Consider the following 25858-nt stretch of genomic DNA (forward strand, 5'->3'; position numbering starts at 1 on the left):
TGACATGAAAACAAAGAGATAGAGAATGTCTATGGCTCGGCGACGCAAATGCTCTCGTCAGGAGACGCGGTTTCGCTCGACGGTCAGTTGCGCATAGGGGGCGGCGCCGCCGGCCATTTCGCCCGACACCTTCTTCTCCCACGCAAAGCCTAAAACCGCCCCTTCTGTGGTTTCCTGAAAGATGTTGTCGGTGATGACGGCGGTGCCGGCGCCGCCGGCGACCGAGACGGCGCATCCCACCGGCGCCTTGCGCACCACATTGCCTGTCACAACGACGTTTCTGAGATAAGGACCCCAGCCGATCTGCATTCCCCAGCGCGGTGCGCCCTCGATCACATTGCCCGAAATCAGCGTATCGGCCTCCGCCGCAATGCCGATGCCGAAGCCGACCTCGTGCTGGTAAGGACCCTTCAGCGTCAGATTGCGCACGACATTGCCGGTGACGCTTGCAAGCCTGCCGCCTTCGTCGAAATTGGCGATCGAGATGCCGTTCGCCGCCCCGTCGATCATGTTGGCGGAAACCACCGCGCCCTCGAAGGCGAATTCGACATAGATCGCCGTCTCGCCGGAGCGCCGGCACTGATTGCTGCTGATCTGAATGTCCGAGGCCGAATTGGCGCGGATCGCCGTGAAGGCGCAGTCGGAGATGTGGTTATTCACCACCATCACGCCGTCGGCGCGGAAGATGTTGATGCCGTTGCCGTTCTGGCCGGTGCCGCCGTCATTGGCGCGGATGTTGGATATGCGGTTGCCGGAGACCACGGTGCCGTCCTCCGCCTTTTTCCAGCGATGCACCAGGATGCCGCCATTGCCGCAATCGGCGATCGTATTGCCCGTGACCGAGAGATTGGATGAATCGACGGCATAAAGCCCGGATTGGGCAGCACCCGAAATACGGCTGCGCTCGACCCGCCCGCCGCAGCGCTCCAGCTGCAAGCCGTGTTTGCGGCTGCCGCCGATCTCGCAATTGTCGATCAGCACCTCGTCGACGCCGGTGAATTGGACGAGCCCGCCGGCATAATCGCCAAGCCAGCGGTTGCCGCCGTCGATGACCAGATTGGAAAGCTCGATGCGGCGCACGTTCTCGGCGGAAAACAGATGACCTTCGCCGGTATAGACGATCCGCGAGGCGCCGGGCACGCCCGTGATGCGGGTATTGTCGGGCAGAGTGAGATTGGAGACCTTGTAAGTGCCGGGCGGCAGGAAGACCGGCACGTTTTCGCGCGCCGCCTGTTCGATCATCTGCTGCAGGTTGCGGGTCTTGCGGTCGCCGCTTTCGGGAATGGCGCGATATTCCACCGCGTCGATCGCACCGCGCAGATCGGGCTCGGCGACAGCAGTCAGCGGCGAGGCAAATGCGCGCGACGTCCCGCCTGCAACGGCCGAGGCGGCGAGAAAGAAAAGCATGTCGCGGCGTGAAGGCATCCGGGGATCACGTGTCATGACGCGCCCGTAGCAGGAAATGTGCCAGATGGCCTGTCTTCTTTTGGTGCAGGCTGGGCACAGGCCGGCCGAATTGCCGCTGCCGCCGACGGCAGGATATCGCCGCCGATATTGTCCTCTTGTTCACCCTTTCATTTAAGCAAGCCGAAGGGAATGAGGACTACTTTGAAGGGAATTTTAGGGGCTATGCGGGTACGGCCTTCGGCCGCCGGGGAGAATGGCGTCATGTACGAACCGAGTGCCAGGCGATGGGAATCGGCCGATGCCCTGTCGGCCGAGACGCGGCGCATCGTTGCCGCGACGGAGGCGATGATGGCCTCGACCGCCCATCACCTCTCCGACGGCATCGAGAACCTGCGCCTCAAGGAAATCGTCCATGAACTTCCGGATTTTCTCTACGTCAAGGATCGCGACAGCCGCTTCGTCTTCGCCAATGCCGTCACCGCCAGCAGCCTTGGCGTGGAGAGTGCGGCGCTGATCACCGGCAAGCGCGATTTCGACCTGTTCGATTTCGAGACGGCGCGGCGTCATTTCGATATCGAGCAGCAGATCATGGCGACGGGCGAAGCCCGCATCGACATGGAGGAATCATACGTCGTTCCCGGCAGCAGAAAACCGATTTGCCGGTTGACCTCGAAGATACCGCTGCGCAACGATCGCGGCGAGATCATCGGCCTGATCGGCGTGTCCCGCGATATCACCGAGCGCAAGCTTCAGGAGGACCTTCATCGCGGCCAGGCGAAACTGCTCGAAATGATCGCCCGCAACGAGCCGTTGCCGATGATCCTCGAGGCGCTGGTGCTGATGATCGAGGCGCAGCTGACCGATATCGACGGCTCGGTGCTGCTGCTCGACGGCGAGGGCACCAGGCTTTACCACGGCGCGGCGCCCAACCTACCCGGCGGCTACAGCCGCCTCATCGATGGCGTCACCATCGGTCCCAAGGTCGGCTCCTGCGGCACCGCCGCCTGGCGCGGCCAGACGGTTGTTGTCGAAGACATCATGAGCGATCCGCTCTGGGAGGATTTCCGCGCGCTGGTTGCCCCGTTCGGCTTCCGCTCCTGCTGGTCGACGCCGATCGCCACCGCGCAGAACAACGTGCTCGGCACCTTCGCGCTCTATTCCAGGGAGGTCCGCCGTCCCACCGAGCATGAGATGAAGCTGGTGGCGCTCGCCACCCACATCGCCGGCATTGCCATCGAGCGCAAGCGGGTCGATGACCGCATCCATTTCATGGCCCATCATGACGATCTCACCGGCCTGCCGAACCGCGCCTTCCTGAAGGAACGGCTGGCGAATATCCTTGACCAGGCCCGGCGCAACAACCGCAAGGTGACCGTCGCCTATATCGATCTCGACAATTTCAAGGACATCAACGATGGCCGCGGCCACGCTGCCGGCGACGAGGTGCTGAAGGAGATCGCCACCCGCATGGCCAATAGCGTCAGGGCGTCCGATATGGTGGTGCGTCTCGGCGGCGACGAATTCCTGGTGGTGCTCGTCCACCAGTCGAGCCATGATGCCGGCATCACGCGCCGACTTCGCGAGCTGCAGAAGGCGATCAACCGGCCGGTGCGCGGCGCCGACGGCGAGATCATCGTCACTTCGAGCATCGGCGTTGCCGCCTTTCCCTTCGATGGCGCCACCTCGGAAGAGCTTCTCGCCAATGCCGACCGCGCCATGTACCGCGCCAAGGAGCTCGGCCGCAACACCTTGCAGCACTACGATGGCGGCGGCGCGCCTGTGGGCATGCCGCTCGGCGAGCAGGAGGAACTGCATCTGGCGATCACCGGTCACCAGCTGTTCCTGCAATACCAACCGCAGGTCGATGTCGCCACCGGCCGCATCACCGGCATCGAGGCACTGGTGCGCTGGAACCATCCGGCCAAGGGCAGGGTGCCGCCGGTCAATTTCATCCCGCTTGCCGAAGAGACCGGCCTCATCGTTCCCCTCGGTCTCTGGGTGCTGAACGAGGCCTGCCGCCAGGCGCGCCAGTGGCAGGATATGGGACTGACGCCGCTGACCATCGCCGTCAACGTCTCCGCCAAGCAGTTTGCCGATCCGGATTTCGCCACCCACGTCGCCGAGGCGCTGGAGCGCCACCGCCTGCAGGCGCGCTGGCTGGAGCTTGAGGTCACCGAAAGCGTGGTGATGCAGGATGCCGAACGGGCGCTTGCGATGATGGAATCGCTGCGGGCGCTCGGCGTGCGCCTGTCGATCGACGATTTCGGCTCCGGCTATTCCAGCCTGGCGGCGCTGAAGACCTTCCCCTTCGACCGCCTGAAGATGGACCGTTCGCTGGTCGAGGCGCTGCCCGGCGACAAAACCGCCGTCGCCATCGCCTCGGCCGTTATTTCGCTGGCCCAGACGCTGAAGCTTTCGGTGCTGGCCGAAGGTGTCGAAACCGACGCCCAGATGGATTTCCTGCGTCACGCGCGCTGCGAGGAGGCGCAAGGCTACCGCTTCTCCAAGCCGGTCTCCCCGGAGGAAATCCCGGCATTGCTGCGGGGGCGGGGGCTCTGACCCTCATTTTGGCAGTCTGCCCCGATCGCTAAACTCGCCCGATCGCTAAACGCGAATGATATTGAGCCGCAGAGCGCTGACGACGGCCTGCGTTCTTGTCGTGCATCCCAGTTTCTTGATCGCGCTGCCGATGTGATTGTTGACCGCATTTTCCGTGAGGTCGAGAAGCTTGGCAATTTCATTGCCTTTCCTGCCGCCGGCGGTCAATCTCAGGCAGTCCAGTTCGCTTGGCGTAAACTCGATGGGCCTGTGTTTCTCGTTCAATGTCAGCTGTGAAAGCCGGTCATAGATGAGTGTGGCGATAAACAGGAGCTTCGCCATTTCGATCATGCTGAAATTCCGCGGCCCTGAAATTGACATGGCGCCGCGTCCGCCCGCAGCATCGTGGACTGGAAAATAGGCGCCTTTTTCCATGCCGTATCGATGAAACAGTTCAATGACCGTCGACTTCTTGCCTCCGCCGCGATCGGTATTGATCGCGTCGACATCATAATTGAACGGGCTGGTCGATCTCAGCATCCGGCGGATGACCGGGCTGTCGATCAGCAGGTTATGGGCGTCATAGTAATCCACCATTTCCGCCGGCCAATTGGTGATGATTTTGGTTGCGCCGATTTCGACATTGTCGACGGTCGGCAGCGTCATGATCAGGAAAGCATTCATGCCAAGGTCCTGCGTGAGACCCTTCATATATTTGAACACTTCGTAATGCGTGTTGAAGCCGGCCGCGACTTCCTCAATACGGCTGAATTCGGCCTCGAGCTTCATGTTTTCTCCGATCAAGGGTCAAGCTGGAGCGCTTGGCGTGCGGCAGCTGAATAGCTCGGATCCCGTAGTATCGAAGTAGATTCCACAGCTATATCCGGCGCTCCAACTTGCACTTGAGGCACACAATTGCAAGGCCTGCCGCGAGCGCCATCGTGCGGGAGATTAGATTAACAACTGGTAAATATATCGTCCGATTTCATTGGCGAAGAAAGGCGCACAAATGCTGGGCCCACGCCTTCGACACTCGCCTCACGCAACGTTTCCATTGCGATGGCGCTCGCTGCTAAAGTTATAACCATCTGATTACGTTTGATAAATTTGATCAACTTTTTTCGATTGGGAGAGCCAGCCTCAGCAATTGCGGGGTTAATGGATGCTTAAAGATTTTCATAGATTTTATCCTCAGATTGCTCGTCCGATCACAGCGTATTGGGATGGTAGCGGTCAGCTCTCTTGTCCTGAGTGGGGGAACAGCATGAACGGAATAGCATTCGGCTTCGGATCCGATGCCAAGGCGATACTCGCGGCGATGAACAGGTCGCAGGCCATCATCGAATTCGACCTCACGGGAAAAATCCTGACGGCCAACGCAAATTTCTGCACGGCGCTTGGCTACGAATTGCGGGAGATCGTCGGCCAGCACCACCGAATGTTCGTCGAGGCGGCAGAGGCCTCGTCAGCCGATTATCGTGAGTTCTGGGCCAGGCTGAACCGAGGCGAATTCGACCGGCGCCAGTACAAGCGTATTGGCAAGGGAGGCAAGGAGATCTGGATCGAGGCTTCCTACAACCCCGTCTTCCGCGGCGGGAAACCCTACAAGGTCGTAAAGTTCGCAACCGATATCACTGCGCAAAAGCTCAAGACGGCCGAAGATGCCGGCAAGCTGAACGCGCTCTCACGCGCCCAAGCGGTCATCGAGTTTACGCTGAAGGGCGAGATCCTGTCGGCGAATGAGAATTTCCTGTCCGTGCTCGGTTATCAGCTTCCGGAAATCCTGGGGCGCCACCATTCAATGTTTTGCGACAGCACTTACGCGAACGGCGACGATTACCGACGGTTCTGGCAACGCCTGGCAGATGGCGAGTTCGTGGCCGATGAATTCCTGCGGATCGGCAAGGGTGGGAAAAAGGTCCATATTCAAGCCTGCTACAACCCGATCTTCGACATGAACGGCAAGGTCTTCAAGGTCGTCAAATTCGCCACCGACGTCACGGCTCGCGTGAACAATGTGAACGAGCTTGCCAGGTCTTTGCAGGCCATGTCCGGCGGGGATCTGACCCAGCAGGTCACAACTCCGTTCACGCCCACACTGGAGAAACTGCGGACCGACTTTAATGCTGCGGTCGGCAAGCTGCGCGGCGCGATGCAGACCGTGGCGGAAAACGCAACCGGTATCGCCGCCGGAGCCCAGCAAATTCGCTCCGCGTCGGACGACCTGTCGAAGCGAACGGAACAGCAGGCGGCCTCCGTCGAGGAAACCGCAGCCGCCCTTGAGGAGATCACCACGACTGTCTCCGATTCCAGCAACCGCGCCCAGGAAGCCGGCCAACTGGTGCAAAGGACACGGGAACATGCCGAGCGATCCGGGGCGGTGGTCCGAAATGCCGTCGATGCGATGGGCAAGATCGAAACATCATCCGCAGAAATCGGCAACATCATCGGCGTGATCGACGAGATCGCGTTTCAGACCAATCTCCTGGCGCTCAACGCCGGGGTCGAAGCGGCACGCGCCGGCGAGGCCGGAAAAGGCTTCGCGGTCGTCGCGCAGGAAGTCCGCGAACTGGCTCAGAGATCGGCGAAAGCGGCAAAGGAAATCAAGGAGCTGATCACCGCCTCCAACCAGCATGTGAAAAGCGGGGTCGCTCTCGTCGCAGAGACGGGCAAGGCGTTGGAGGAGATTGTCGTCCAGGTTCAGCAGGTCAATGGCAATGTTCTCGCGATCGTCGAAAGCTCGAAGGAGCAGGCGACTGGATTGAAGGAAATCAACACTGCCGTAAACACCATGGATCAGGGCACACAGCAGAATGCAGCCATGGTGGAGGAATCGACGGCGGCGGCCCATAGCCTCGCTAGAGAAGCTGACGCGCTTTTCCAGTTGCTGGGTCAGTTCAACATCGGCGGCAGCATTGCGTCACGTCAAATCCGACCGACCGCGGTAACTGCTGCCTCCAAGCCTGTGACTTCGCCCGCGCGGGCGAGGGTCGCCAAGGTTGTCTCCGCCTTTCATGGCAATGCCGCGGTGGCCGGCGGCGAGTGGGAAGAGTTCTGAGCTGTATAGGGCCGCCACTGGTCTCGGCTTGATACAGCCGAGATCGGCAGCGGCTCCACCCAGTCGGATTTTGTCAACGAATTTATATTAAGTTATTGCGCATATTAGAGGGAAGATATCGTGCCCTGGCAAGTCTTGATCGGAAATGTGGCGGCGGTCTCGCTCGTTATTTCGGTATGGATGCACCTGCATTACAAGCTTTACCGTCTTTCCAAGGTCCAGGCAGAACTCGGCTTCGGCTTGATGATGGGGCTTGGAGCCGTCTTGTCGATGCTGCTGTCGGTCGAGGTCGACAGCGGCTATTTTCTCGATCTCCGTTCGACCCTGCTGGCGGTCTCGGCAGTCTACGGCGGTCCATTGGCGGTTCTGATGACGGCAGCTCTCACCTCGATGCAGAGGATCTCCATGGGTGGCGCCGGTGTCGAGCCGGCATTGATCTCGATCTTGCTGATCTCCGTGTTCGGACTGGCGGTCCACTTCCGGTTCGGCAGAGGCTCGGCGGATGTCAAAAAAGCTCTGGCCTGTGCCGTCATGGTGGCCGCTGTCACATTGGCGTTGAGCATTTTCCATCGCGGCGGCTGGTCGCATATCACGATCGTCAGCCTTGCCGTCATCAGCGTGAAATTCACAGCGACTTTGGCCGCGGCATCCGTCATCACCTATTTCCATGCCTTTACCCTCGAGCGGGATATCTTGAAGGCCGCGCTGACCCAGGCGCCTGATTTCCACTATGTCAAAGACCGCAATAGCCGGTTCGTCGTCACCAATCTCAACGTCGCGCGAAACCACGACCGCACCAAGTCTTCGGAGATGGTCGGCCTGACCGATTTCGATCTCTATCCCAGCGAAATGGCGAAAGCTTTCTTCGATCGCGAACAGGAGATCATGGCGACCGGCGAGCCCATCGTGGACTTCGAGGAACCGCTCGTCGAAGAGAACGGCCGGGAGCGCTGGTTCGTGACGTCGAAGATCCCGTTGCGAAACCGCCACGGCGATCTGATCGGGCTTTCCGGCGTGACCCGCGATGTCACCGAGAGAAAGCGTCTCATTCAGCAAGCGCTCGACAGCAAGAGTGTGCTTTCCCAGGCCATGACGGAAATGTCCGATGGCCTTGCCATGTTCAATTCCGCGGGCCGGCTGGTGTTCTGCAACGATCAATATCGTGCCGCCTTTCCCCGCTCCGCCGATGCCAGGCAGCCCGGCGCTCATATCAGCGATATCCTGCAGGCCGTTATGCGCAACGGCGAGCGGATCGACGTCAGCCCGGAGGCCGGCGAGGACTGGATCGCGACGGAAGCAGCGCAGCTTTTCCTGACCCATGATAGTGAAATACCGATGTTCGATGGACGCTGGCTCAGGCAGCGCACGCGTTTGGCGGCCGACGGCTCCGCCTTGGTGGTGGTGTCCGACATCACGGCGATGAAGCATTCCGAGGAAAGGCTGACGCAGCTCGCCCTGAAGATGAAAGGGCTGGCGGACACCGACGCATTGACCGGTATTGCCAATCGACGCGTGTTCGACGAGGCGATCGCGGAAGAGTTTGCGCGCGCCCGCCGGGCCGAATCCGCTCTCAGCCTGCTGTTGATCGATGTCGATCACTTCAAAGCCTACAATGATACCTACGGTCACCTCGAGGGCGACAATTGCCTGAGGGTGATCGGCGAGGTTCTCCGCTCGATTGCCAAGCGCCCCTCAGACCTCGCGGCGCGATTTGGCGGGGAGGAGTTTGCCATTCTGCTTCCCGGCACCGACCGGGATGGCGCGCTGCGGCTCGCCAAAATGCTGCGTTCGACATTGCACCGGCGGGCAATCCCGCACAGCGAAAGCAGCAAGGCGATCGTGACGGTCAGTATCGGTGTGGCGCACATGTCAGATCGGTTTGCGACGCCGGCAGAACTGGTCGAGGCCGCCGATCAGGCGCTTTACGCGGCAAAGAAACACGGCCGCGACCGCGTCGAGGCCGCCGCCGCTCAGGCAAGAGCGGCATGAGTTCGAACACCTCGGACATATCCTCAACTCTGTTTTCGGGCGAACCTCATTTCGCAAGCTTGCCGATCGCCTCGATCTCGTTCGTCCATATGCCTGCCGCATAGTCTTGCGGCAGTCGCGCCAGCAGCAAAGGATCGTCGATGCCGGTGGAAAAATCGCTGCCGCGATAGGGGCCGAGCACGAAGACCGCGGTTCCGGCATCCTGCATCCGCTTGAGAAACCGGTCCGGCCAGCCCCAGAGCCACGGGGCAATATTGATCGGCACCAGCATCATCCGATGCTGGCAGGCGTCCGGCAGCACGCCGGTCCAGCCATAGCCGATATAACCGAACAGGCAGCCCTTCAGGCTCTTGCGCGAGGCGGTCCTGATATCCGGCGAAAGCCGACGGATGACGTCGATCGGCTCGTCGCCGCCGTAAACGATGATCTCAACCCGCCGTGCGGCGGGAAGCCCGTTGAGCACCGCGGCGAGCTTTTCGCCTTCGGAAGGATCACGGCTCTTGACGTTGATCAGCAAACGCCGATCCGGAAAGCTCGACAGAACCTCGGCAAGCGTCGGCATCATGCCGATGCCCCGGCCGCGAAAGGGAAAGCTCTTGCCGCCATCGGCGGTATAGCCGTAACCGATGTCGAGCTTCTTCATGTCGGCCATCGAATGCTCGCGCGTGACCCCGTGCCCATCGGTGCGGCAGTCGAGCGTCCAGTCGTGAAAGACGGCGAATTCGCCGTCCGTCGTCGGATGCACGTCGATCTCGACAATATCGGCGCCGGCGGCAAAACCGGCCTGCATCGAGCGGACGGTGTTTTCGAGATAATCATGTTTCGGCGGCAGCATGCGGGCGGCGGTGCAGGTGTCGTTCTTTAAATCGGTTTCGTCGAACCGCTGGGCGATGCCGCGATGGGCGAGCAGCACCGGCTTTCCCGGCCGATGCTCCGCCAGAAGGCTGGTATTGTTGAGGTAGATGCCGGCCGCAGCGAGTGCTACGGCCGCCGCCGCGCAATAGAAAAGCTTCCTGCCCAATTCTGCCCCTCCTGATTGCATCGAGTGACATGACAGCTAGAAAGCGATTCTGGTTGTTCTTGGGCTGTTTTCCGGCTTTTCTGGAGCAGGGCTGGGAAACGGCGAAACGATTTTGCCGCGCAAGAGCATAGGATGTCGGAATCTCGTTTAGCCGGTCGTCTTCAAGACGGACAGGCCATGGAGAACATCAATGACGATTACCATTACCGCCTTTGAACGGTCACCCGATCGCGGCAAGGGTCTGGCGCGCGACATGCGGGTTCGCTGGGCGCTCGAGGAAGCCGGCGAGCCTTACGAGGTCCGCCTTGTCTCGTTCAAGACGATGAGAGAACCCGCGCATCTGACCCTTCAGCCTTTCGGGCAGATTCCGACCTATGAGGAAGGCGATCTCGCCCTTTTCGAGTCGGGGGCGATCGTCTTCCATATCGCCGAGCGCCATGCCGGCCTGCTGCCGGAGGATGCGAATGCCCGGGCGCGGGCGATCGCATGGATGTTTGCCGCGCTCAACACGATAGAGCCGCCGGTCTTCGACCGCGCCCTCGTCACAATCCTGGAGCGCAACGAGCCCTGGTACGAGCAGCGCCTGCATGCCCTGGAAGTCAGCATCCGGAAACGGTTGGACGATCTTTCCCGTCGGCTTGGCGATGCCGACTGGCTTGACGGCGCCTTCAGCGCCGGCGACCTCCTGATGGTGACGGTGCTGCTCAGGCTGAAGGGATCGGATCTATTGGCCGACTATCCCAACCTTACCGCTTATGTCGCCCGCGGCGAAGCGCGGCCGGCTTACAAACGTGCTTTCGCCGCCCAGCTGGCGGTTTTCACCGCCGCATCGGCCGGCTGATCACTGCCGCAACCATCGAGTTTTATCGCCCATGGAACCACACGACGACGAGCTCATCCGTTTCGAAGCGCAGGGCGCCGCACCTTTGCCGCCGGCTTCGACCGAAGGTCATGTCGAACATGACGGCGCCCGCATCTGGTATGCGAGCTGGGGCGCCGGCCCTCCTGTGATCCTGCTGCATGGCGGTCTCGGCCACAGCGGCAACTGGGGTTATCAGCTTGCCGCGCTCTTGGGCAGCGGCCGCCGCGTCGTGCTGATCGACAGCCGCGGCCACGGCCGAAGCACGCGCGATATCAGGCCCTATAGCTATGAGCTGATGGCTGCCGACGTGCTTGCGGTGATGGACGAGCTCGCTCTCGAAAAGGCGGCGTTCGTCGGCTGGAGCGACGGCGCCTGCATCGCGTTGATCCTTGCGATGACGGCGCCGTCGCGCGTCGAAGGGGTGTTCTTCTTCGCCTGCAACATGGATCCGAGCGGCACGCTGGAATTTCATCCAACCGCGGTCATCGACCGCTGTTTTGCCAGGCACGCCAGGGATTATGCCGCACTCTCCGCCACGCCGGACGATTTCACCGCCTTCGTCGAAGCGGTCAGCCTGATGATGCGAACGGAGCCGAACTATCAGGCTTCCGACCTCGCCGGGATCAAGGCGCCGGTGGCGATCGTGCTTGGCGAGCACGACGAATTCATCAGGCCCGAGTATGCCGACTATCTTGCCCGCAGCATTCCCGACGCACGGATGATCTGTCTCAAAACGGATGATCTGTCTCAAAGGTGTCAGCCATTTTGCGCCGCTGCAGCGGCCGGCGGCGTTCAATGCGGCGGTGCTGTCCTTCCTGGACGGGATCCATTCATGAACAATCCCTCTGGCCTCGCGTGCGTTTCCCGCTATCTCTAGCGTCATGAGACCTGATGCGCTGCTCTATCCCGCCCCCGAAGGGCTCTATTGCCCGCAAGGCGGCTTTTATGTCGATCCGGTGCGGCCCGTTGAGCAGGCGCTCGTCACCCATGGCCATTCGGATCATGCCCGGCCGGGCCATGTGAACGTGCTGGCCACCCGCCAGACGCTCGACATCATGCGCCTGCGTTACGGCGACGGCTTCTGCGCCAGCGAGCAGGCTGCCGCCTTCGGCGAGGAACTGTTGGTCAACGGCGTCAAGGTGAGCTTTCATCCGGCCGGCCATGTGCTCGGCTCCGCCCAGATCGCCATCGAGAAGAATGGCACCCGCATCGTCGTTTCCGGCGATTACAAGCGCCGTCCAGACCCGACTTGCGCCGCCTATGTGCCGGTACCCTGCGACGTCTTCATCACCGAGGCGACCTTCGGCCTGCCGGTCTTTCATCATCCCGATCCGATGGATGAGATCGGCAAACTGCTGGCCTCGCTCCGGCAATTTCCCGAGCGCACCCATCTCGTCGGCGCCTATGCGCTGGGCAAGGCCCAGCGCGTCATTCGGCTGCTGCGCGATGCCGGTTATGCCGAGCCGATCTATATTCACGGCGCCATGGAAAGGCTCTGCGACTATTATGTCGGGCAGGGCATCGATCTCGGCCAGTTGCTGCCGGCCACGATCGAAAGCCGCGACAAATCCGCCTTCAAGGGCGCCGTCGTCATCGGCCCGTCCTCGGCCTTCGCCGACCGCTGGGCCCGCCGCTTCAACGAACCGCTGCCGGCCTTCGCCTCCGGCTGGATGATGGTGCGCCAGCGCGCCAAACAGCTCGGCGTCGAGCTGCCGCTGGTCATCTCGGATCATTGCGACTGGCCGGAACTGACGGAAACCATCCGGGAACTGCACCCCGCCGAAGTCTGGGTGACCCACGGCCGCGAGGAGGCCTTGGTGCGCTGGTGCCAGCTGCAGGGCATCAAGGCGAAGCCGTTGCATCTGGTGGGTTACGAGGATGAGGGCGATTGACGATGGAGTTTGTTGCCGAAAACCCCTCCAGAGTCGGTCTTGCCGCCATCGCTGACACGTCAGAGATGGCGCAAACGCCTACCCCTCACTCCCTCATTCCTTTCCTAGGGCTTTGCCCGAGGGATGTCACAGGAATCCGGCCACCGCGCGTCGGCGCGGTGAATGACTCATGCAACGTCAAAGAGTCTTCCGCGCCCAAGGACTTGGGCGCACTGGATTCCTGTGACAAGCACAGGAATGAGGGAGTTCCAATAGGGCCTCTCCGTGCCAGTCTGCAGGCGCCTGTGAACGCCTTCGGGCACCGCGGCTACGATCTGGCACCCGAGCCCACCTCTCGCTCCCTCATTCCTGTGCTTGTCACAGGAATCCAGCCACCGCGCGTCGGCGCGGTGAATGACTCATGCAACGCTAAAGAGTCTCTCGCGTCCAAGGACTTAGACGCACTGGATTCCTGTGACATCCCTCGGGCCAAGCCCGAGGAAGGGAATGAGGGAGCACGCTTTGGGCCTCTCCACGCCAGTGGGAGGCGCCCATGAAAGCGTTCGCCGATCTCCTCGACCGCCTGGTCCTCACCCCCAGCCGCAACGGCAAGCTGAAGCTGCTCATCGACTATTTTCGCGACACGCCGGATCCCGACCGCGGCTATGGCCTTGCCGCCATCGCCGGTACGCTGGAGGTGCGCAACGTCAAGCCGGCCATGCTGCGCGAGCTGGTGCTCGAGCGCATCGACGAGGTGCTGTTCCGTTATTCCTACGATTATGTCGGCGATCTCGCCGAAACCATCTCGCTCGTCTGGGACAATGAGCGGGATATCGACCGCTCGGCCCTTGCCCAGCCGCGTCTCGGCGAGGTCGTCACCGGCATGAATGCGCTCGGCCGCACCGAAGTGCGCGGCTTCGTCCGCGATCTGCTCGACCGGCTGGATGCCTCCGGCCGTTTCGCCTTCATCAAGCTGGCGACCGGCGCCATGCGCATCGGCGTTTCCGCCCGCCTCGCCAAGCAGGCGCTGGCCGATCTCGGCGGCAAGGACGTCACAGAGATCGAAACCCTCTGGCACGGCCTGCAGCCGCCCTATGAGGCGCTGTTTGCATGGCTGGCGGGCGGCGGCGAAAAGCCGGTCCTCGCCACACCGGCGATCTTCCATTCCGTCATGCTCGCCAATGCAGTGGAGGAGGGGGATCTGACCGGTCTCGACCCGGCCGATTACGCCGCCGAATGGAAATGGGACGGCATCCGCGTCCAGCTCTCGCGCTCCGGTGACAGGCGCAAGATCTATTCCCGCTCCGGCGACGATATTTCAGGCGCCTTTCCCGATATCCTCGAGGCGATCAGTTTTTCCGGCGTCGTCGACGGCGAGTTGCTGGTCGGCGGCACCGCCCGCTCCAACAGCCCGACGCGCACCTTCTCCGACCTGCAGCAGCGCCTGAACCGCAAGACGGTCACGGCAAAGATGCTGGCCGACTACCCCGCCTTCATCCGCAGCTATGACCTGCTCTTCGACGGTGAGGAGGATATTCGCGGCCGCGCCTATGTCGATCGCCGCGAGCGCCTCGGCGAGATCATCGACCGCGCGCCGCACGACCGTTTCGACCTCTCTCCGCTCGTGCCTTTTTCGGCCTGGGACGAGCTCGATGCGCTGCGGGCGGCCCCACCCGATCCGGTCATCGAGGGCGTGATGATCAAGCGCCGCGACAGCATCTATCAGGCCGGCCGGATGAAGGGCCCCTGGTTCAAGTGGAAGCGCAATCCGTATAATGTCGATGCGGTGCTGATGTATGCCCAGCGCGGCCACGGCAAGCGCTCCAGCTATTATTCCGATTTCACCTTCGGTGTCTGGGCCGATGACGAGGACGGCGAGCAACTGGTGCCGGTGGGAAAGGCCTATTTCGGCTTCACCGATGCCGAACTCGAAGTGCTCGACAAATTCGTGCGCAACAACACGACCGAGCGTTTCGGTCCGGTGCGGGCGGTGCGCGCCGACAAGGACTTCGGCTTCGTCGTCGAAGTGGCCTTCGAAGGCATTAACCGCTCGACCCGGCATAAATCGGGTGTCGCCATGCGCTTCCCCCGCATCGCCCGCCTTCGCCCCGACAAGCCGACTTACGAGGCCGACCGGCTGCGCACGCTGATCGCCATGATCGACGCCAAGCCGCCGTGATCTCGACCGACCGGCCGGAAAACGCGACGCTGTACCCTCTGTGCTGGACCCCCTGCGCAACAATGACGCAGGGCCAATTTTCAAGATGATGTGTATTGGCGGCAACGATCTTCCGGTGCAGATTTTGCTCTGCTGTTCCAGGCCGGGGAAATGATTGGGTGCTGCCTTATGAGCTCGCGTGAACTAAATTCCTTTTTCCTTCAGCGCCGTGCAGTGCTTGCCGGTATCGCCGGTGCACTCGTCCTGCCGCAAATGGCCGCCGCTTTCGATGTCCCGGATGAACCGCGGCTTGCCAAGCATGACTACGCCCAGGTCCGCCACCATTTCCGCACGAAGCTGTTGCAGAAGGGCCCGGCGCCCGACAAATACGAGCCGCTGGCAGCGCCTGCCGATGCCGAGAAAATCTTTTACCGTTCCGGTTACGGCGGCGAGCTCGAACTTGCGGCCTGGGTTTCCAAATACAAGCGCGAGCGCGCGCCCAAGCCCGCCGTGCTCTTCCTGCACGGCGGCAACGCCATGGGCATCGGCCACTGGCAGTTGATGAAGCCCTATATGGATGCCGGCTACGTCGTGATGATGCCGTCGCTGCGCGGCGAAAACGGCCAGATGGGCAATTTCTCCGGCTTCTATGACGAAGTCGACGATGTGCTTGCCGCCACCGAGCGCCTGGCGCACCTGCCGGGCGTCGATTCCCAGCGCCTGTTCATCGCCGGCCATAGCATCGGCGGCACGCTGACCATGCTGACGGCGATGAGCACCCATAAATTCCGCGCCGCTGCGCCGATTTCGGGCAATCCCAATGCCTTCCGCTTCTTCAGCCGCTATCCCCAGGATATCCGCTTCGACGACAGCAATGCGCATGAATTCGAGGTGCGGTCGGCGCTGTGTTATGCCCAGAGCTTCAAATGCCCGGTCCGTGTTGTCCACGGCACCGAAGAGGCTCATTTCAACGATCGCGCCGATCTGCTCGCCCGCCGCGCCCGCGCCGCCGGCATCCACATCGAGACCGACACCGTCGCCGGCAATCACACCTCGGCGCTGCCGGCCGAGATCGAACAGAGCATCCGCTTCTTCCACGGGGTGGCGGCCTGATTTTTCGCCGCCGCTTCAAATACAGGTCCATTGGGCCTATATTCCGGGTATGACGACGGACGCAGAGACAATGATCGTGCCGAACGACTTCCCCGAACTGAAATCGCTCGTCTGGAATCGTGATCCTGCACGCGCGATGCCCGCCCGCGAGGTCTTCGCACTGTATGAACGCAATTGGCGTTTCGTCGATACCGGCAGGCTGACTGCGCAGGAGATGCGACTGATCCGCGATCTGGCTGCCACCTGTGGCAATGGCGTCCTGCTCGTTTCCTGATTTCTCACCCCAACGCCAGCCTCGCGCCAGCCGCGGATGCCATCCTCCCGGCAGATATCGCTGTCTCGCCGATCGTTGATAAGGGTGGTTCCATGAATTTTCTGCGCCGGGTCTTCCCGATTGCCGGGCTGGTGATTGCAGTTGCGTCGCTCGCCGGCTGCAACATCCTCATTCCCGATGTCGCCGCCGATTCGCCGGCCCGTTTCGTCCAGGAAACCTCGCCGGTCTTCTATCAGCCGCCGGGCGTCGATCCGCGCCGGGTGCGGCCGATCCCCGATCAGCCGGTGCCGCAGACGCGCGAGCTCTACAAGACCCAGTTCCACCAGACCTACGGCCTGCCGGTCACCAATCCCGTGCACATGGCAATGTATGGCGAGCTGCGCGACGCAGATTTCACCCTGCCGGCGATCCCGATCAGCCGCGTGCAGCCGCAGTTCCTGCGCCAGGAGGTCGATTACCAGACGACCGAGCGGCCCGGTACCGTGGTCGTCGATACCAAGGCGCGTTTTCTCTATTTCGTCGAGGGCAACGGCAAGGCGATGCGCTACGGCGTCGGCCTCGGCCGCGACGGTTACGCCTGGTCGGGCCGCGGCACCATCCAGTGGAAGCAGAAATGGCCGCGCTGGACGCCGTCGGTCGAAATGGTCTCGCGCCAGCCTGAGGTTCGGCCCTTCGGAGCGGAGAATGGCGGCATGAATCCGGGGCTGATGAACCCGCTCGGCGCCCGCGCCATGTATATCTTCAAGGACGGGCAGGACACGCTCTACCGCATCCATGGCACGCCCGACTGGCAGTCGATCGGCAAGGCCACCTCGTCGGGCTGCGTGCGCATGCTGAACCAGGACGTCGTCGATCTCTATGACCGCGTCCCCGCCAAGGCCGAGATCGTTGTGATGTAGCGCTGCAACAGCGCTGCTGATATCGTCCGCTTCAGGCCGGACACGTCTGCGTGAAGCTATGGTTTATTTGGCGCAAGCCGATAGATCTTCTCTTGTTGTTATCGGCATCGGACGAATCGCTGGTTTATCAGCCCTTTCGTCCGGCTTCCCGCATCAGAGGAAATCAGTCCCGCGTCATGAGCTTCGATAGACATCTTTCCCGCCGCAGCTTCCTTTCCTTTTCGGCGCTGACCGCAGCCTCCGCGCTCACCGGCTGCGCCTCCTCGGCCAATACGGTAACATCGGGCGATACGTCGATCATCTACCGTTCGCCCATGCGCCTGTTCCAGTCCCCGGCTGCGTCGAGCGTGCCGAGCGGGCCTGAGCTTGCTGTCATGTATGGCCCGGTCGAGGATGGCGGCTTTCTCATTCCCGCCGTTCCCTACGAGCAGATCGATCCGCGCTATTATCGCCAGCGCGTCGTCGATCCCACCGGCCAGCCGCCCGGCACCATCGTCGTCGATACACCGTCGCGTTTCCTTTATCTCGTCCAGGGCGACGGCATGGCGATGCGTTACGGCGTCGGCATCGGCCGCGAAGGTTTTGCCTGGCAGGGCTCGGGCGTCATCCAGTGGCGTCAGAAATGGCCGCGCTGGAAGCCGCCGAACGAGATGGTCGCCCGCCAGCCGGAACTGGTCAAATACTCGATCGACAACGGCGGCATGGAGCCGGGCCTGAAAAACCCGCTCGGCGCCCGCGCGCTCTATATCTTCTCGAATGGCGAGGATACTCTCTACCGCCTGCACGGCAATCCCGACTGGCGCTCGATCGGCAAGGCCGTCTCGTCGGGCTGCGTCAGGCTCATGAACCAGGACATCATCGATCTCTACGACCGCGTTCCGACAAAGGCCCCGATCGTCGTCTTGCAGTGATCTGACGGGGCGGCCTCGATCCGGCCGCCGCGGCCCCTTTCCCTAGGAGGAACGCAGGTGCGTTCCTCCGGGGGTAAGAGTTTTCATTTTGCCCCCGGCAGGAGATTTATTTTTTGGAATACCATTGCTTAATTCGATAAATAACCTACATGGTGCGTATCGAATTGCTTGCGACCTTTGTCCACGCGCTGAAGCGCTCCGTCAGATATCCTCTCAACATCGATACGGCTTGTCGGACATTCTTCCGCAAGCGAAGCACAAACGGTTGAAAAGGAGATCGTTATGAATTCAGGCGTCGTCAAGTGGTTCAATGGCACCAAGGGTTTTGGCTTTATTCAGCCCGATGATGGTTCTACGGACGTTTTTGTCCACATTTCAGCGGTCGAACGCGCCGGCATGCGCGAACTCGTTGAAGGTCAGAAGATCCGCTACGATCTCGTCCGCGACAAGAAGTCGGGCAAGAATTCGGCCGACAACCTTCAGGCCGCATGATTTGTCATTCGTCCGTGCTGCCGTACCGGCAGCGAAATGGCTGAGTGACTGGAAGAGGTCGGGTAACCAGCCCGGCCTTTTTGCTTTGAGCGCCGGTCGTTCTGCCGATCGTTCTGATTGACAAATTGAGCAGCCGAAGGGTTGAAGGGACGCTGAAATGGGCAGGCCAAACTATAAAGTCGGCGACATGATCGTGCTGAAATCCGGCCTTACCCGCACGGCGAAAGCCGAAAAGCGGTGCCGGATCTCCAGCATCTTGCCGAACGACCACGGGCATGTGCAATATCGCGTCCAGTTCGACGCGGAGAATTTCGAACGCCGCATCACTGAGGCCGACATCGATACCGGGGAAACGCCATCCAGGATTTCTCCCGAGGCGGCAGCCAAGGCCGACAGCGCCGAGCCCTGGCTGAAGTTTTCGAGCATCCGGACGGGCAAGTAGTCCCGCCGTTTTTCATTATTGACAGCGCGGCTTCGCCGCCGACAGGAAGGATATCGTTTTGCAGGTTCTCGTCAGGGATAACAATGTCGATCAGGCGCTCCGCGTGCTCAAGAAGAAGATGCAGCGGGAAGGCCTGTTCCGGGAAATGAAGGCGCGCAGCGCCTTTGAAAAACCGTCCGAGAAGCGCGCCCGCGAAAAGGCCGAGGCCATTCGCCGCCAGCGCAAGCTCGCCCGCAAGAAGCTGCAGCGCGAAGGCCTGCTGCCGGCGCCGAAGAAGGTTCTCCGCGCCCGCTAGTCCTTAGCCCGTGAGCACGGCGCCCGCCGTGCATCACGGCGCCAGTTGTGATATCACGGTTCCAGCTGTGGAATCGCGGCGTCAACCGCGGAGCCACGGCTCCAGCGCGCCATCACCCGAGAAAGGGGCACATGACCGCCACCAAGGGAGAATTCTTCAATCCCGCCAAGCTTTCGTCGCGCGACAAGGCCGAAGCAACCGATCACACGGCGCGCGCCATCATCGCCGCCGAGGCGTCGGCCCGTGACAAGAAGACGGAAAAGCTGAAGGCCCTGCGCCTGCAGCAGGAGGCCGAAGCCGAACCCAAGGCAGCGCCTGCCAAGAAGCGCCGGTCGCCGGCGAAGCCCGCTGCGGGACGGCCCTGATCCTCGGTGCCGCTATTTAGGCTGACCGGGTGAATACATTCAGCCGCCCGTGCCGGTGCGCCCGAGATTGCCCCGCAGCCGATGCAGCATGTCGCGCATCGAAGCCATTTCCTCAAGCGTGCAGCCGGCGGCCTGACCGATCGCCGTCATGATCGTATCGATCTCGCCCTTCATCGCCTCACCCCCAGGGGTCAGCGACACGATCACCTGCCGTTCGTCGCGCAGGTCGCGGATGCGCTTGATTAACCCGCTCTGCTCCAGCCGTTTCAACAGTGGCGACAGCGTGCCGGAATCGAGATCCAGCTGCTCGCCGATCGTCTTCACCGGCAGTTCGCCGCGTTCCCACAGCACCAGCATTACCAGATATTGCGGATAGGTCAGGCCGACCCTGTCGAGGATCGGCTTGTAGGCGCGGGTGAACGCGTGCGCCGTCGCATAGACCGCGAAGCACAACTGCTTTTCCAGCCGTTTTTCCTCCTGCGGTATCTCCATGGTCTTTACCGTTTGCGCTTTCATATCCACCATCCCTGAGGCACCGATTGTCCTCTTTTCGCATTCGAAATGCAATTTGCAAAATTAACTTGCGTACAATTTAATTGTGCGATATCAAAAATCCAACCCGATCGAAGGGCCAACCAAAGGAGATCGTCATGCCTATTCTCTATGCGACCAAAGCCTCTGCCACCGGCGGCCGCGCAGGCCGCGCCGTTTCTGAAAACGGCGTTCTGGACGTGACGCTGACCGTTCCCAAGGAACTCGGCGGCGACGGCGCCACCGGCACCAATCCCGAACAGCTCTTCGCTGCCGGCTACTCCGCCTGCTTCCTCGGTGCCCTGAAATTTGTCGCGGGCCAGCAGAAGGTCAAGATTCCCGAAGACACGACGGTCTCCGCCAAGGTTGGCATCGGCCCGCGTGAAGATGGCACCGGCTTCGGCATCGAAGTGGCGCTGACGGTCGATATCCCCGGTCTCGACCGAGAAACTGCCGAAAAGCTCGCCGCCGCAGCCCACATCGTCTGCCCCTACAGCCACGCCATGCGCACCTCGACCGAAGTTCCGGTCACGGTTGCCTGATCCAAGCGTTCAGCAAGGATGCGGGAGAGGGACTTCCGGCCTCGCTTGGCTGCCGTCGCTTTTCTCATTGCCTACATGAAGCGCAGTGCTCTCCGCATGGGTCCTCGGGTCAAGCCCGAGGACGACGGAGCAAGGGGCGTCACGGTTCCTGCCGATGCTCCTCCCCAATCTCCGTCGTGCTCGGGCTTGACCCGAGCATCCACGCACAAGCCTGACGGCAGCAGTGGGGTGATTTCTCGAAAGATCCCAGAGGCTGTCCGGCTCGCCCTATTCGCCCATTGTCCGTTCACTATGACGGGACCGGCGATCCGCCCGGCTTCGGCGTTTCACCCGACATCCCCGACAATGCCTGCAGATCCTGCCGCAGCCGCGTGGCATCGCCGTCCGGCAGCGTGGCGTCGAGGGCCGCATGCGTCGCTTCCCAGATCGGCAGCGCCTTTGCCAGCGCGGCCTTGCCTTCCACAGTCAGGCTCAGCAGCCGGCGGCGCCGGTCTTTCGGGTTCTCCATCACATCAACCCAGCCCTTGCGCTGCAGCGGCTTCAGCGCCGCCGTCAGCGTCGTCTGGTCCATGGCGAGCAGGGCGGCGACCGGTCCCATCGGCGGCGGCTCCGGCCGGTTCAGCGACATCATCAGCGAAAACTGCCCGTTGGTCAGCCCGGCCGGCCTCAGCGCATCGTCGAACAGCCGGGCGAGCGCCCGCGCCGCCCGCTGCACATGCAGGCAGAGGCAGGTGTCGCGCACCATCAGCGTCGTGGAAAAGGGAATCTCGATCGAATTTGACATGCTTCATTTCTATTGATATCAATGTATTTAGTCAAGGAGAAGGAGCGTGCCGGAGGAGGGCGCATTCCATGCAGAATGAAGTTGTTTCCCGTGAGCAATGGCTGGAGGCCCGCCGCGCCCTCCTGCTGAAGGAAAAGGAGGCGACGCGGCTGCGCGACAGCGTCAACGCCGCGCGCCTGGCGCTGCCCTGGGTGAGGGTCGACGAGGACTATGTCTTCGATACGCCGGAGGGAAAGAAGTCGCTCGCCGATCTCTTCGACGGCCGCAGCCAGCTGCTGATCTATCATTTCATGCTGGGTCCCGATTGGGATGCCGGCTGCCCCGGCTGCTCCTTCCTGTCCGACCATGTCGACGGCGCTCTGCCGCATCTCAACCATCATGACGTCACCTGGGTCGCCGTCTCGCGCGCGCCGCTCGACAAGATCGCCGCCTATAAAAGGCGCATGGGCTGGCAATTTCCCTGGGTCTCTTCCTTCGGCAGCGATTTCAATTTCGATTATCACGTCTCTTTCAGCCCGGAAGACCTTGCCAAAGACAAGGTCTTCTACAATTTCACCCCTATGCCGCCTGAGGATGCCAATGACGAACTGCCGGGCCTCAGCGCTTTCTACCGCAACGACAAGGGCGAGGTCTTCCATACCTATTCGAGTTATGCCCGCGGGCCGGAGGAACTGATCGGCACCCTGATGATCCTCGATCGGGCGCCGAAGGGCCGCAACGAGGACAGCACGATGAATTTCGTGCGCCGCCATGACGAATATGAGGAGGCTCAAAAGGCGCCATCCTGCTGTCACTAAACTGGAGCAATTCCAGGCCGCCATCACTCAAGGGAGAAGGATGATGAAGACCGCAGAAGTGCTGAAGGAACATTCTTTTCTGGAAAGGCTGGTCGGCGACTGGACCGTCAGTGCACCCGAAATGTCCGGTGGCGAGGACTGGACGGAGACCGTGCGCTCGCTGCACGGCATCTGGTTCGTCGCCGAAGGCACCGGCCGCATGCCGGATGGCAAGCAGGCGACCAGCATCCTGACGCTCGGCTACAACGCCGCAAAAGCCAAATATGTCGGCAGCTGGATCGGCAGCATGATGGACTATATGTGGGTCTATGAGGGCGAGCTCGATGCATCCGGCAACGTGCTGGACCTCTACACGACAGGGCCGGACTTCAACGGCGAGGGGCTTGCCGATTACCGCGAGCAGATCGCCTTCGCCGACGCCGATCACCGCACCTTCATCTCAAGCGCCAAGCAGCCCGACGGTTCCTGGAAGCAGTTCATGGAAGCACATTACGCCCGCAAGATCTGACAATCGCGGCGCTCAACCTTAAAGGGGTTTCGAAAGAGAGGCCTCGGGAAAAGGGCGTCGAAAAAGGGAGAGTATGATGTCCGAGACGCATGGAAAGTTCATCTGGTGCGAGTTGATGACCCCCGACACAGCTGCAGCCGCGAAATTCTACAGCTCGGTCGTCGGCTGGACGACCTCAGAAATGAAGATGGAGGGCATGCCGCCCTATACGATCTTCGAGGCGAACGGCATCGGCGTCGCCGGCCTGATGGAATTTCCGGCCGAACTCGAGGGTAAGGGCATTCCACCGAACTGGACGGGTTATGTCGACGTCGACGACGTCGATCAGTCGGCCAAGGATTTTGCCGCCAATGGCGGTACGATCCGCCGTCCGCCGGAAGACATCCCGACCATCGGCCGCTTCGCCGTCGTCGCCGATCCGGGCGGCGCGGTGCTCTGCATCATGACGCCGGCGCCGATGGAGAAGCCCATGCCGGAACTGGCCTTCGACGCCCCCGGCAATATCGGCTGGCGCGAACTCTACGCCGGCAACGGCAAAGACGCTGTCTCCTTCTATTCCAACCTGTTCGGCTGGACGAAGGACAGCGAAATGGACATGGGTCCGATGGGCGTCTACTACCTCTTCGCTCACAATGGCCGGCAGATCGGCGGCATGATGACCAAACCGGAAAATATGCCGATGCCCTTCTGGTGCTATTATTTCATCGTGCCGGCGATCGACGCCGCGATCGAACGCGTCACCTCAGGTGGCGGCAAGGTCGTCCACGGCCCGATGGAAGTCCCCGGCGGCAGCTGGATCATCCAGGCGACGGACCCACAAGGCGCCTTCTTCTGCCTGGTGGCGCCGAAGCGGTAGGCTTAGACGCATCGTGGCGGTGTGCCGTGAGGCCCCCTCATCCGGCTGCCGCCACCTTCTCCCCGCTGGGGCGAAGGGATTTGCCGCAGCGTCTCGACTCCCTCTTCTCCCCAGCGGGTGTCCAAAGGACGGGTCGAGACCGGTGGCTCGACCCCGGCGGTGCCCGTAGGGCGGATGAGGGGGCTGCACGGCACTCGGCCAACAACAGTCACACTCCGGATCGCACCACCCATTCACACCTCAACCGAAGCAAAGAACCCTTCCGGGCTCTCCACCTCCACCAGCCGCTTCTTCTCGATCAGCCAGAACCGGTTTCCCACAGCCCGCACGAAACTGCGGTCGTGCGATACCAGCAGGCAGCTCGCCTCGTGCGCCATCAGCTCGCTCTCCAGCGCTTCCTGTCCCTCGATGTCGAGATGGTTGGTCGGTTCGTCGAGCAGATAGAAATTCGGCTCCGTCAGCCGCAGCACCAGCATGCCGAGCCGCGCTTTCTGGCCGCCGGAAAGCTGGCCGATCGGTTTTGCCTGCATGTCGATCGTCATGCCGGCGCCGGCCAGCAAGGCGCGGGCGCGCTGGTCGCCGACATCGAAGCGGCGGATGATCGTGCCGATCGGTGTGTCGGTGTCGCTGAGATCGGCAAGCGCCTGGTCGCCATAGCCGAGCACCAGCGACGGGGTCGCCTTGATATCTTCGCGCGCAGCATCCGGTCTTTCGATCGCCTGTTTCAGCATCGACACCAACCGCGACTTGCCGGCGCCGTTGAGGCCGAGGAGGACGATACGGTCGCCCTGGCAGATGAACTGCCGGCCGGTCTTGAACAACAGCGTCCCATCCGGCGTCGTCACCGCCGCATCCGTGAGCGTCAGCAGCACCTTGGCATGCGTGCCGCGATTGGCGAGCCGGATGGCGCCGGCCGAACGCTCCAGATGCGCTGGTTTTGCCGCATCCTCGAGCTTCTCTGCCCGCTGCTTGAGCTGCTTGGTCTTGACGACGAGCAGGTCGCTGCCGGAATTGATGCCGATATTGTTGAGCTTCGCCGCCTGCTTGCGCAATTGCTCCGCCACCTTCATATCGCGCTCGTAGCGCCGGGCTTCTGAGGCGTCGGCCTCGTCGAGGGCGGCGCGCGCTCGTGTGTATGGTAGGGAGAAGACCGGCGATAACTCCGGCCGCAGGAACAGCGTCCGATTGGTCGTCGCGTCGAGGAAAGTGCGGTCATGGCTGGAGAGAATAACCGGCACGTCGCGCGGCAGCGCATTCAGCCAGCCCTCCAGCTGGGCGATCTTTTCGAGATCGAGATGGTTGGTCGGCTCGTCGAGCAAGAGCACGTCGGGCTCGCTCACCCAGGTGCGGGCCAGCATGGCAAGCCGCTGCCAGCCGCCGCTCAATTGCCTCAGCGGCCGGCTGCGCATGACCTCCTGCACTTCGAGCGACTCCAGCACCACATCGACGCGCCAGCTCTCGCTTTCGGCCTGATCGGCCGGCAGCGCCTGCAGTACCGCATCGTAGAACGGCGTGTCGAAAAGAGCAGGCGGCACATTCTGCGCGACATGGCCGACGGTCAGCCCGCGCGCCCTGGTGATCTCGCCCTCGCTCGGCTCCAGCGCGCCGGTGATGCAGGCAAGCAGCGTCGATTTCCCCCGCCCGTTGGCGGCGACGAGGCCGATGCGGTCGCCTGTATTGACGACGAGATTGAGCTTGGAAAACAGCCGATTGCCCAGCGTCACGCCGAGATTGCGGATATTGATGAGTGTCATGATCGTTCTCTGGTCTTGACCGGGGACGCGATCCGGGGCGTTCAGCCATCACGGAGTTGCGCGTATCCGGCCCGGGAATTGAGAAAAATGCGCGCTGTCTACGGCGCCGCATTGGCCACGAAGGGCAGACCAGGAAGAGATGTCGGGAAACGGTCTCTGGTCAGCCCTGCAAACGCATTTGCAGGGCGTTGACGGGACCACGCTGGCGATGATGCCGGAAATAATATTGCATTGCGTGATCCTCCTTTCTCGAAAGGGTTGCAGCGTTGAAATACCATTGCCTGCAGAAAGAGGCAAGGGAGCCGCAAGCACGCCGATAGCCAGTCGCCACGCCGGCTGTTGAGTTGGCAGGAACGGTCACCCCACCCTCCGTCCTCCTCGGCCCTGAGCC

The 25858-nt window shown here is 61.9% G+C and carries 24 protein-coding genes and 1 pseudogene; 19 read left to right on the forward strand and 6 right to left on the reverse strand.

From position 1 onward, the window contains the following. Nucleotides 1-57 precede the first annotated feature (57 nt). Nucleotides 58-1425 carry a TIGR03808 family TAT-translocated repetitive protein gene (locus tag CO667_RS28000; protein ID WP_097621501.1) on the reverse strand — a complete coding sequence of 456 codons (1368 nt, stop codon included), beginning with the start codon at nt 1423-1425 and terminating at the stop codon, nt 58-60. Nucleotides 1426-1668: 243 nt separating this feature from the next. Here CO667_RS28000 and CO667_RS28005 point away from each other — a divergent pair, with 243 nt between their 5' ends. Further along, complete coding sequence (locus tag CO667_RS28005) at nt 1669-3966, forward strand: EAL domain-containing protein (protein ID WP_097621502.1); 2298 nt, start codon at nt 1669-1671, stop codon at nt 3964-3966. A gap of 45 nt (nt 3967-4011) precedes the next feature. Here the strand turns inward: CO667_RS28005 and CO667_RS28010 are convergent, their stop codons facing one another. Then, entirely contained in the window at nt 4012-4734 is a 723-nt protein-coding gene (locus CO667_RS28010) for a LuxR family transcriptional regulator (RefSeq protein ID WP_097621503.1), read from the reverse strand. 475 nt (nt 4735-5209) lie between these two features. Between CO667_RS28010 and CO667_RS28015 the strand changes: the two genes are divergently transcribed. Together CO667_RS28015 and CO667_RS28020 are read left to right on the forward strand one after the other, a co-directional pair. Beyond that, on the forward strand, nt 5210-7003 hold the full coding sequence (locus CO667_RS28015; protein WP_097621504.1) for a PAS domain-containing methyl-accepting chemotaxis protein: 1794 nt from the start codon (nt 5210-5212) through the stop codon (nt 7001-7003). A gap of 120 nt (nt 7004-7123) precedes the next feature. After that, the gene (locus tag CO667_RS28020; protein WP_097621505.1) at nt 7124-8992 is read left to right on the forward strand and encodes a diguanylate cyclase; all 1869 of its coding nucleotides are present in this window, start codon (nt 7124-7126) and stop codon (nt 8990-8992) included. Between the two features lie 46 nt (nt 8993-9038). Here the strand turns inward: CO667_RS28020 and CO667_RS28025 are convergent, their stop codons facing one another. Then, nucleotides 9039-10013, reverse strand: coding sequence for a glycerophosphodiester phosphodiesterase family protein (locus CO667_RS28025; RefSeq protein ID WP_097621506.1), 975 nt, complete (start codon nt 10011-10013; stop codon nt 9039-9041). Between the two features lie 190 nt (nt 10014-10203). On the opposite strand from CO667_RS28025, the gene CO667_RS28030 reads away from it, so the two are divergent. From CO667_RS28030 to CO667_RS28095, 12 genes and pseudogenes are all read left to right on the forward strand, one after another. After that, nucleotides 10204-10854: a glutathione S-transferase family protein gene (locus CO667_RS28030; protein WP_097621507.1), complete on the forward strand. Its 651-nt coding sequence runs from the start codon at nt 10204-10206 to the stop codon at nt 10852-10854. Nucleotides 10855-10885: 31 nt separating this feature from the next. Continuing rightward, nucleotides 10886-11711: pseudogene (locus CO667_RS28035) on the forward strand (alpha/beta hydrolase). 45 nt (nt 11712-11756) lie between these two features. Then, a complete protein-coding gene (locus tag CO667_RS28040; RefSeq protein ID WP_097621508.1) occupies nt 11757-12767 on the forward strand; it encodes a ligase-associated DNA damage response exonuclease in 1011 nt (336 codons plus the stop codon). A gap of 532 nt (nt 12768-13299) precedes the next feature. Beyond that, on the forward strand, nt 13300-14925 hold the full coding sequence (locus CO667_RS28055; RefSeq protein ID WP_097621509.1) for a cisplatin damage response ATP-dependent DNA ligase: 1626 nt from the start codon (nt 13300-13302) through the stop codon (nt 14923-14925). Nucleotides 14926-15093: 168 nt separating this feature from the next. Then, nucleotides 15094-16017, forward strand: coding sequence for an alpha/beta fold hydrolase (locus CO667_RS28060; protein WP_097621510.1), 924 nt, complete (start codon nt 15094-15096; stop codon nt 16015-16017). A 70-nt stretch (nt 16018-16087) separates the two neighbouring features. Next, a complete protein-coding gene (locus CO667_RS28065; RefSeq protein WP_245433316.1) occupies nt 16088-16291 on the forward strand; it encodes a hypothetical protein in 204 nt (67 codons plus the stop codon). Nucleotides 16292-16383: 92 nt separating this feature from the next. Further along, the gene (locus tag CO667_RS28070; RefSeq protein ID WP_097621512.1) at nt 16384-17190 is read left to right on the forward strand and encodes a L,D-transpeptidase; all 807 of its coding nucleotides are present in this window, start codon (nt 16384-16386) and stop codon (nt 17188-17190) included. Nucleotides 17191-17366: 176 nt separating this feature from the next. Continuing rightward, on the forward strand, nt 17367-18101 hold the full coding sequence (locus CO667_RS28075) for a L,D-transpeptidase family protein (protein ID WP_097621513.1): 735 nt from the start codon (nt 17367-17369) through the stop codon (nt 18099-18101). Nucleotides 18102-18383: 282 nt separating this feature from the next. Next, nucleotides 18384-18593 (forward strand): cold-shock protein, encoded by a 210-nt coding sequence (locus tag CO667_RS28080; RefSeq protein WP_003546468.1) that lies wholly within the window; start codon nt 18384-18386, stop codon nt 18591-18593. A gap of 157 nt (nt 18594-18750) precedes the next feature. Then, nucleotides 18751-19035, forward strand: coding sequence for a cold-shock protein (locus CO667_RS28085; RefSeq protein ID WP_097621514.1), 285 nt, complete (start codon nt 18751-18753; stop codon nt 19033-19035). Between the two features lie 58 nt (nt 19036-19093). Continuing rightward, nucleotides 19094-19330 (forward strand): 30S ribosomal protein S21, encoded by a 237-nt coding sequence (rpsU, locus tag CO667_RS28090; RefSeq protein WP_003569533.1) that lies wholly within the window; start codon nt 19094-19096, stop codon nt 19328-19330. 131 nt (nt 19331-19461) lie between these two features. Then, nucleotides 19462-19695, forward strand: a complete 234-nt coding sequence (locus CO667_RS28095; RefSeq protein WP_097621515.1) for a hypothetical protein — start codon at nt 19462-19464, stop codon at nt 19693-19695. 39 nt (nt 19696-19734) lie between these two features. On the opposite strand, the gene CO667_RS28100 is transcribed toward CO667_RS28095, so the two are convergent. Further along, on the reverse strand, nt 19735-20220 hold the full coding sequence (locus tag CO667_RS28100; protein WP_097621516.1) for a MarR family transcriptional regulator: 486 nt from the start codon (nt 20218-20220) through the stop codon (nt 19735-19737). Nucleotides 20221-20345: 125 nt separating this feature from the next. On the opposite strand from CO667_RS28100, the gene CO667_RS28105 reads away from it, so the two are divergent. Then, entirely contained in the window at nt 20346-20768 is a 423-nt protein-coding gene (locus tag CO667_RS28105) for an organic hydroperoxide resistance protein (protein ID WP_097621517.1), read from the forward strand. 289 nt (nt 20769-21057) lie between these two features. On the opposite strand, the gene CO667_RS28110 is transcribed toward CO667_RS28105, so the two are convergent. Then, a complete protein-coding gene (locus CO667_RS28110; RefSeq protein ID WP_097621518.1) occupies nt 21058-21552 on the reverse strand; it encodes a MarR family winged helix-turn-helix transcriptional regulator in 495 nt (164 codons plus the stop codon). Nucleotides 21553-21620: 68 nt separating this feature from the next. Between CO667_RS28110 and CO667_RS28115 the strand changes: the two genes are divergently transcribed. The 3 genes from CO667_RS28115 to CO667_RS28125 all read left to right on the forward strand — a co-directional run bounded on the left by CO667_RS28115 (nt 21621) and on the right by CO667_RS28125 (nt 23713). Beyond that, nucleotides 21621-22349, forward strand: a complete 729-nt coding sequence (locus tag CO667_RS28115; protein WP_097621519.1) for a thioredoxin family protein — start codon at nt 21621-21623, stop codon at nt 22347-22349. A gap of 40 nt (nt 22350-22389) precedes the next feature. Beyond that, nucleotides 22390-22857, forward strand: coding sequence for a DUF1579 domain-containing protein (locus tag CO667_RS28120; protein WP_097621520.1), 468 nt, complete (start codon nt 22390-22392; stop codon nt 22855-22857). 76 nt (nt 22858-22933) lie between these two features. Beyond that, nucleotides 22934-23713, forward strand: coding sequence for a VOC family protein (locus CO667_RS28125; RefSeq protein ID WP_097621521.1), 780 nt, complete (start codon nt 22934-22936; stop codon nt 23711-23713). A gap of 233 nt (nt 23714-23946) precedes the next feature. On the opposite strand, the gene CO667_RS28130 is transcribed toward CO667_RS28125, so the two are convergent. Beyond that, complete coding sequence (locus CO667_RS28130; RefSeq protein ID WP_097621522.1) at nt 23947-25467, reverse strand: ABC-F family ATP-binding cassette domain-containing protein; 1521 nt, start codon at nt 25465-25467, stop codon at nt 23947-23949. Between the last annotated feature and the right edge of the window lie 391 nt (nt 25468-25858).

The sequence above is a fragment of the Rhizobium sp. L43 genome, assembly GCF_002531725.1.
Taxonomy (GTDB): Bacteria; Pseudomonadota; Alphaproteobacteria; order Rhizobiales; family Rhizobiaceae; genus Rhizobium.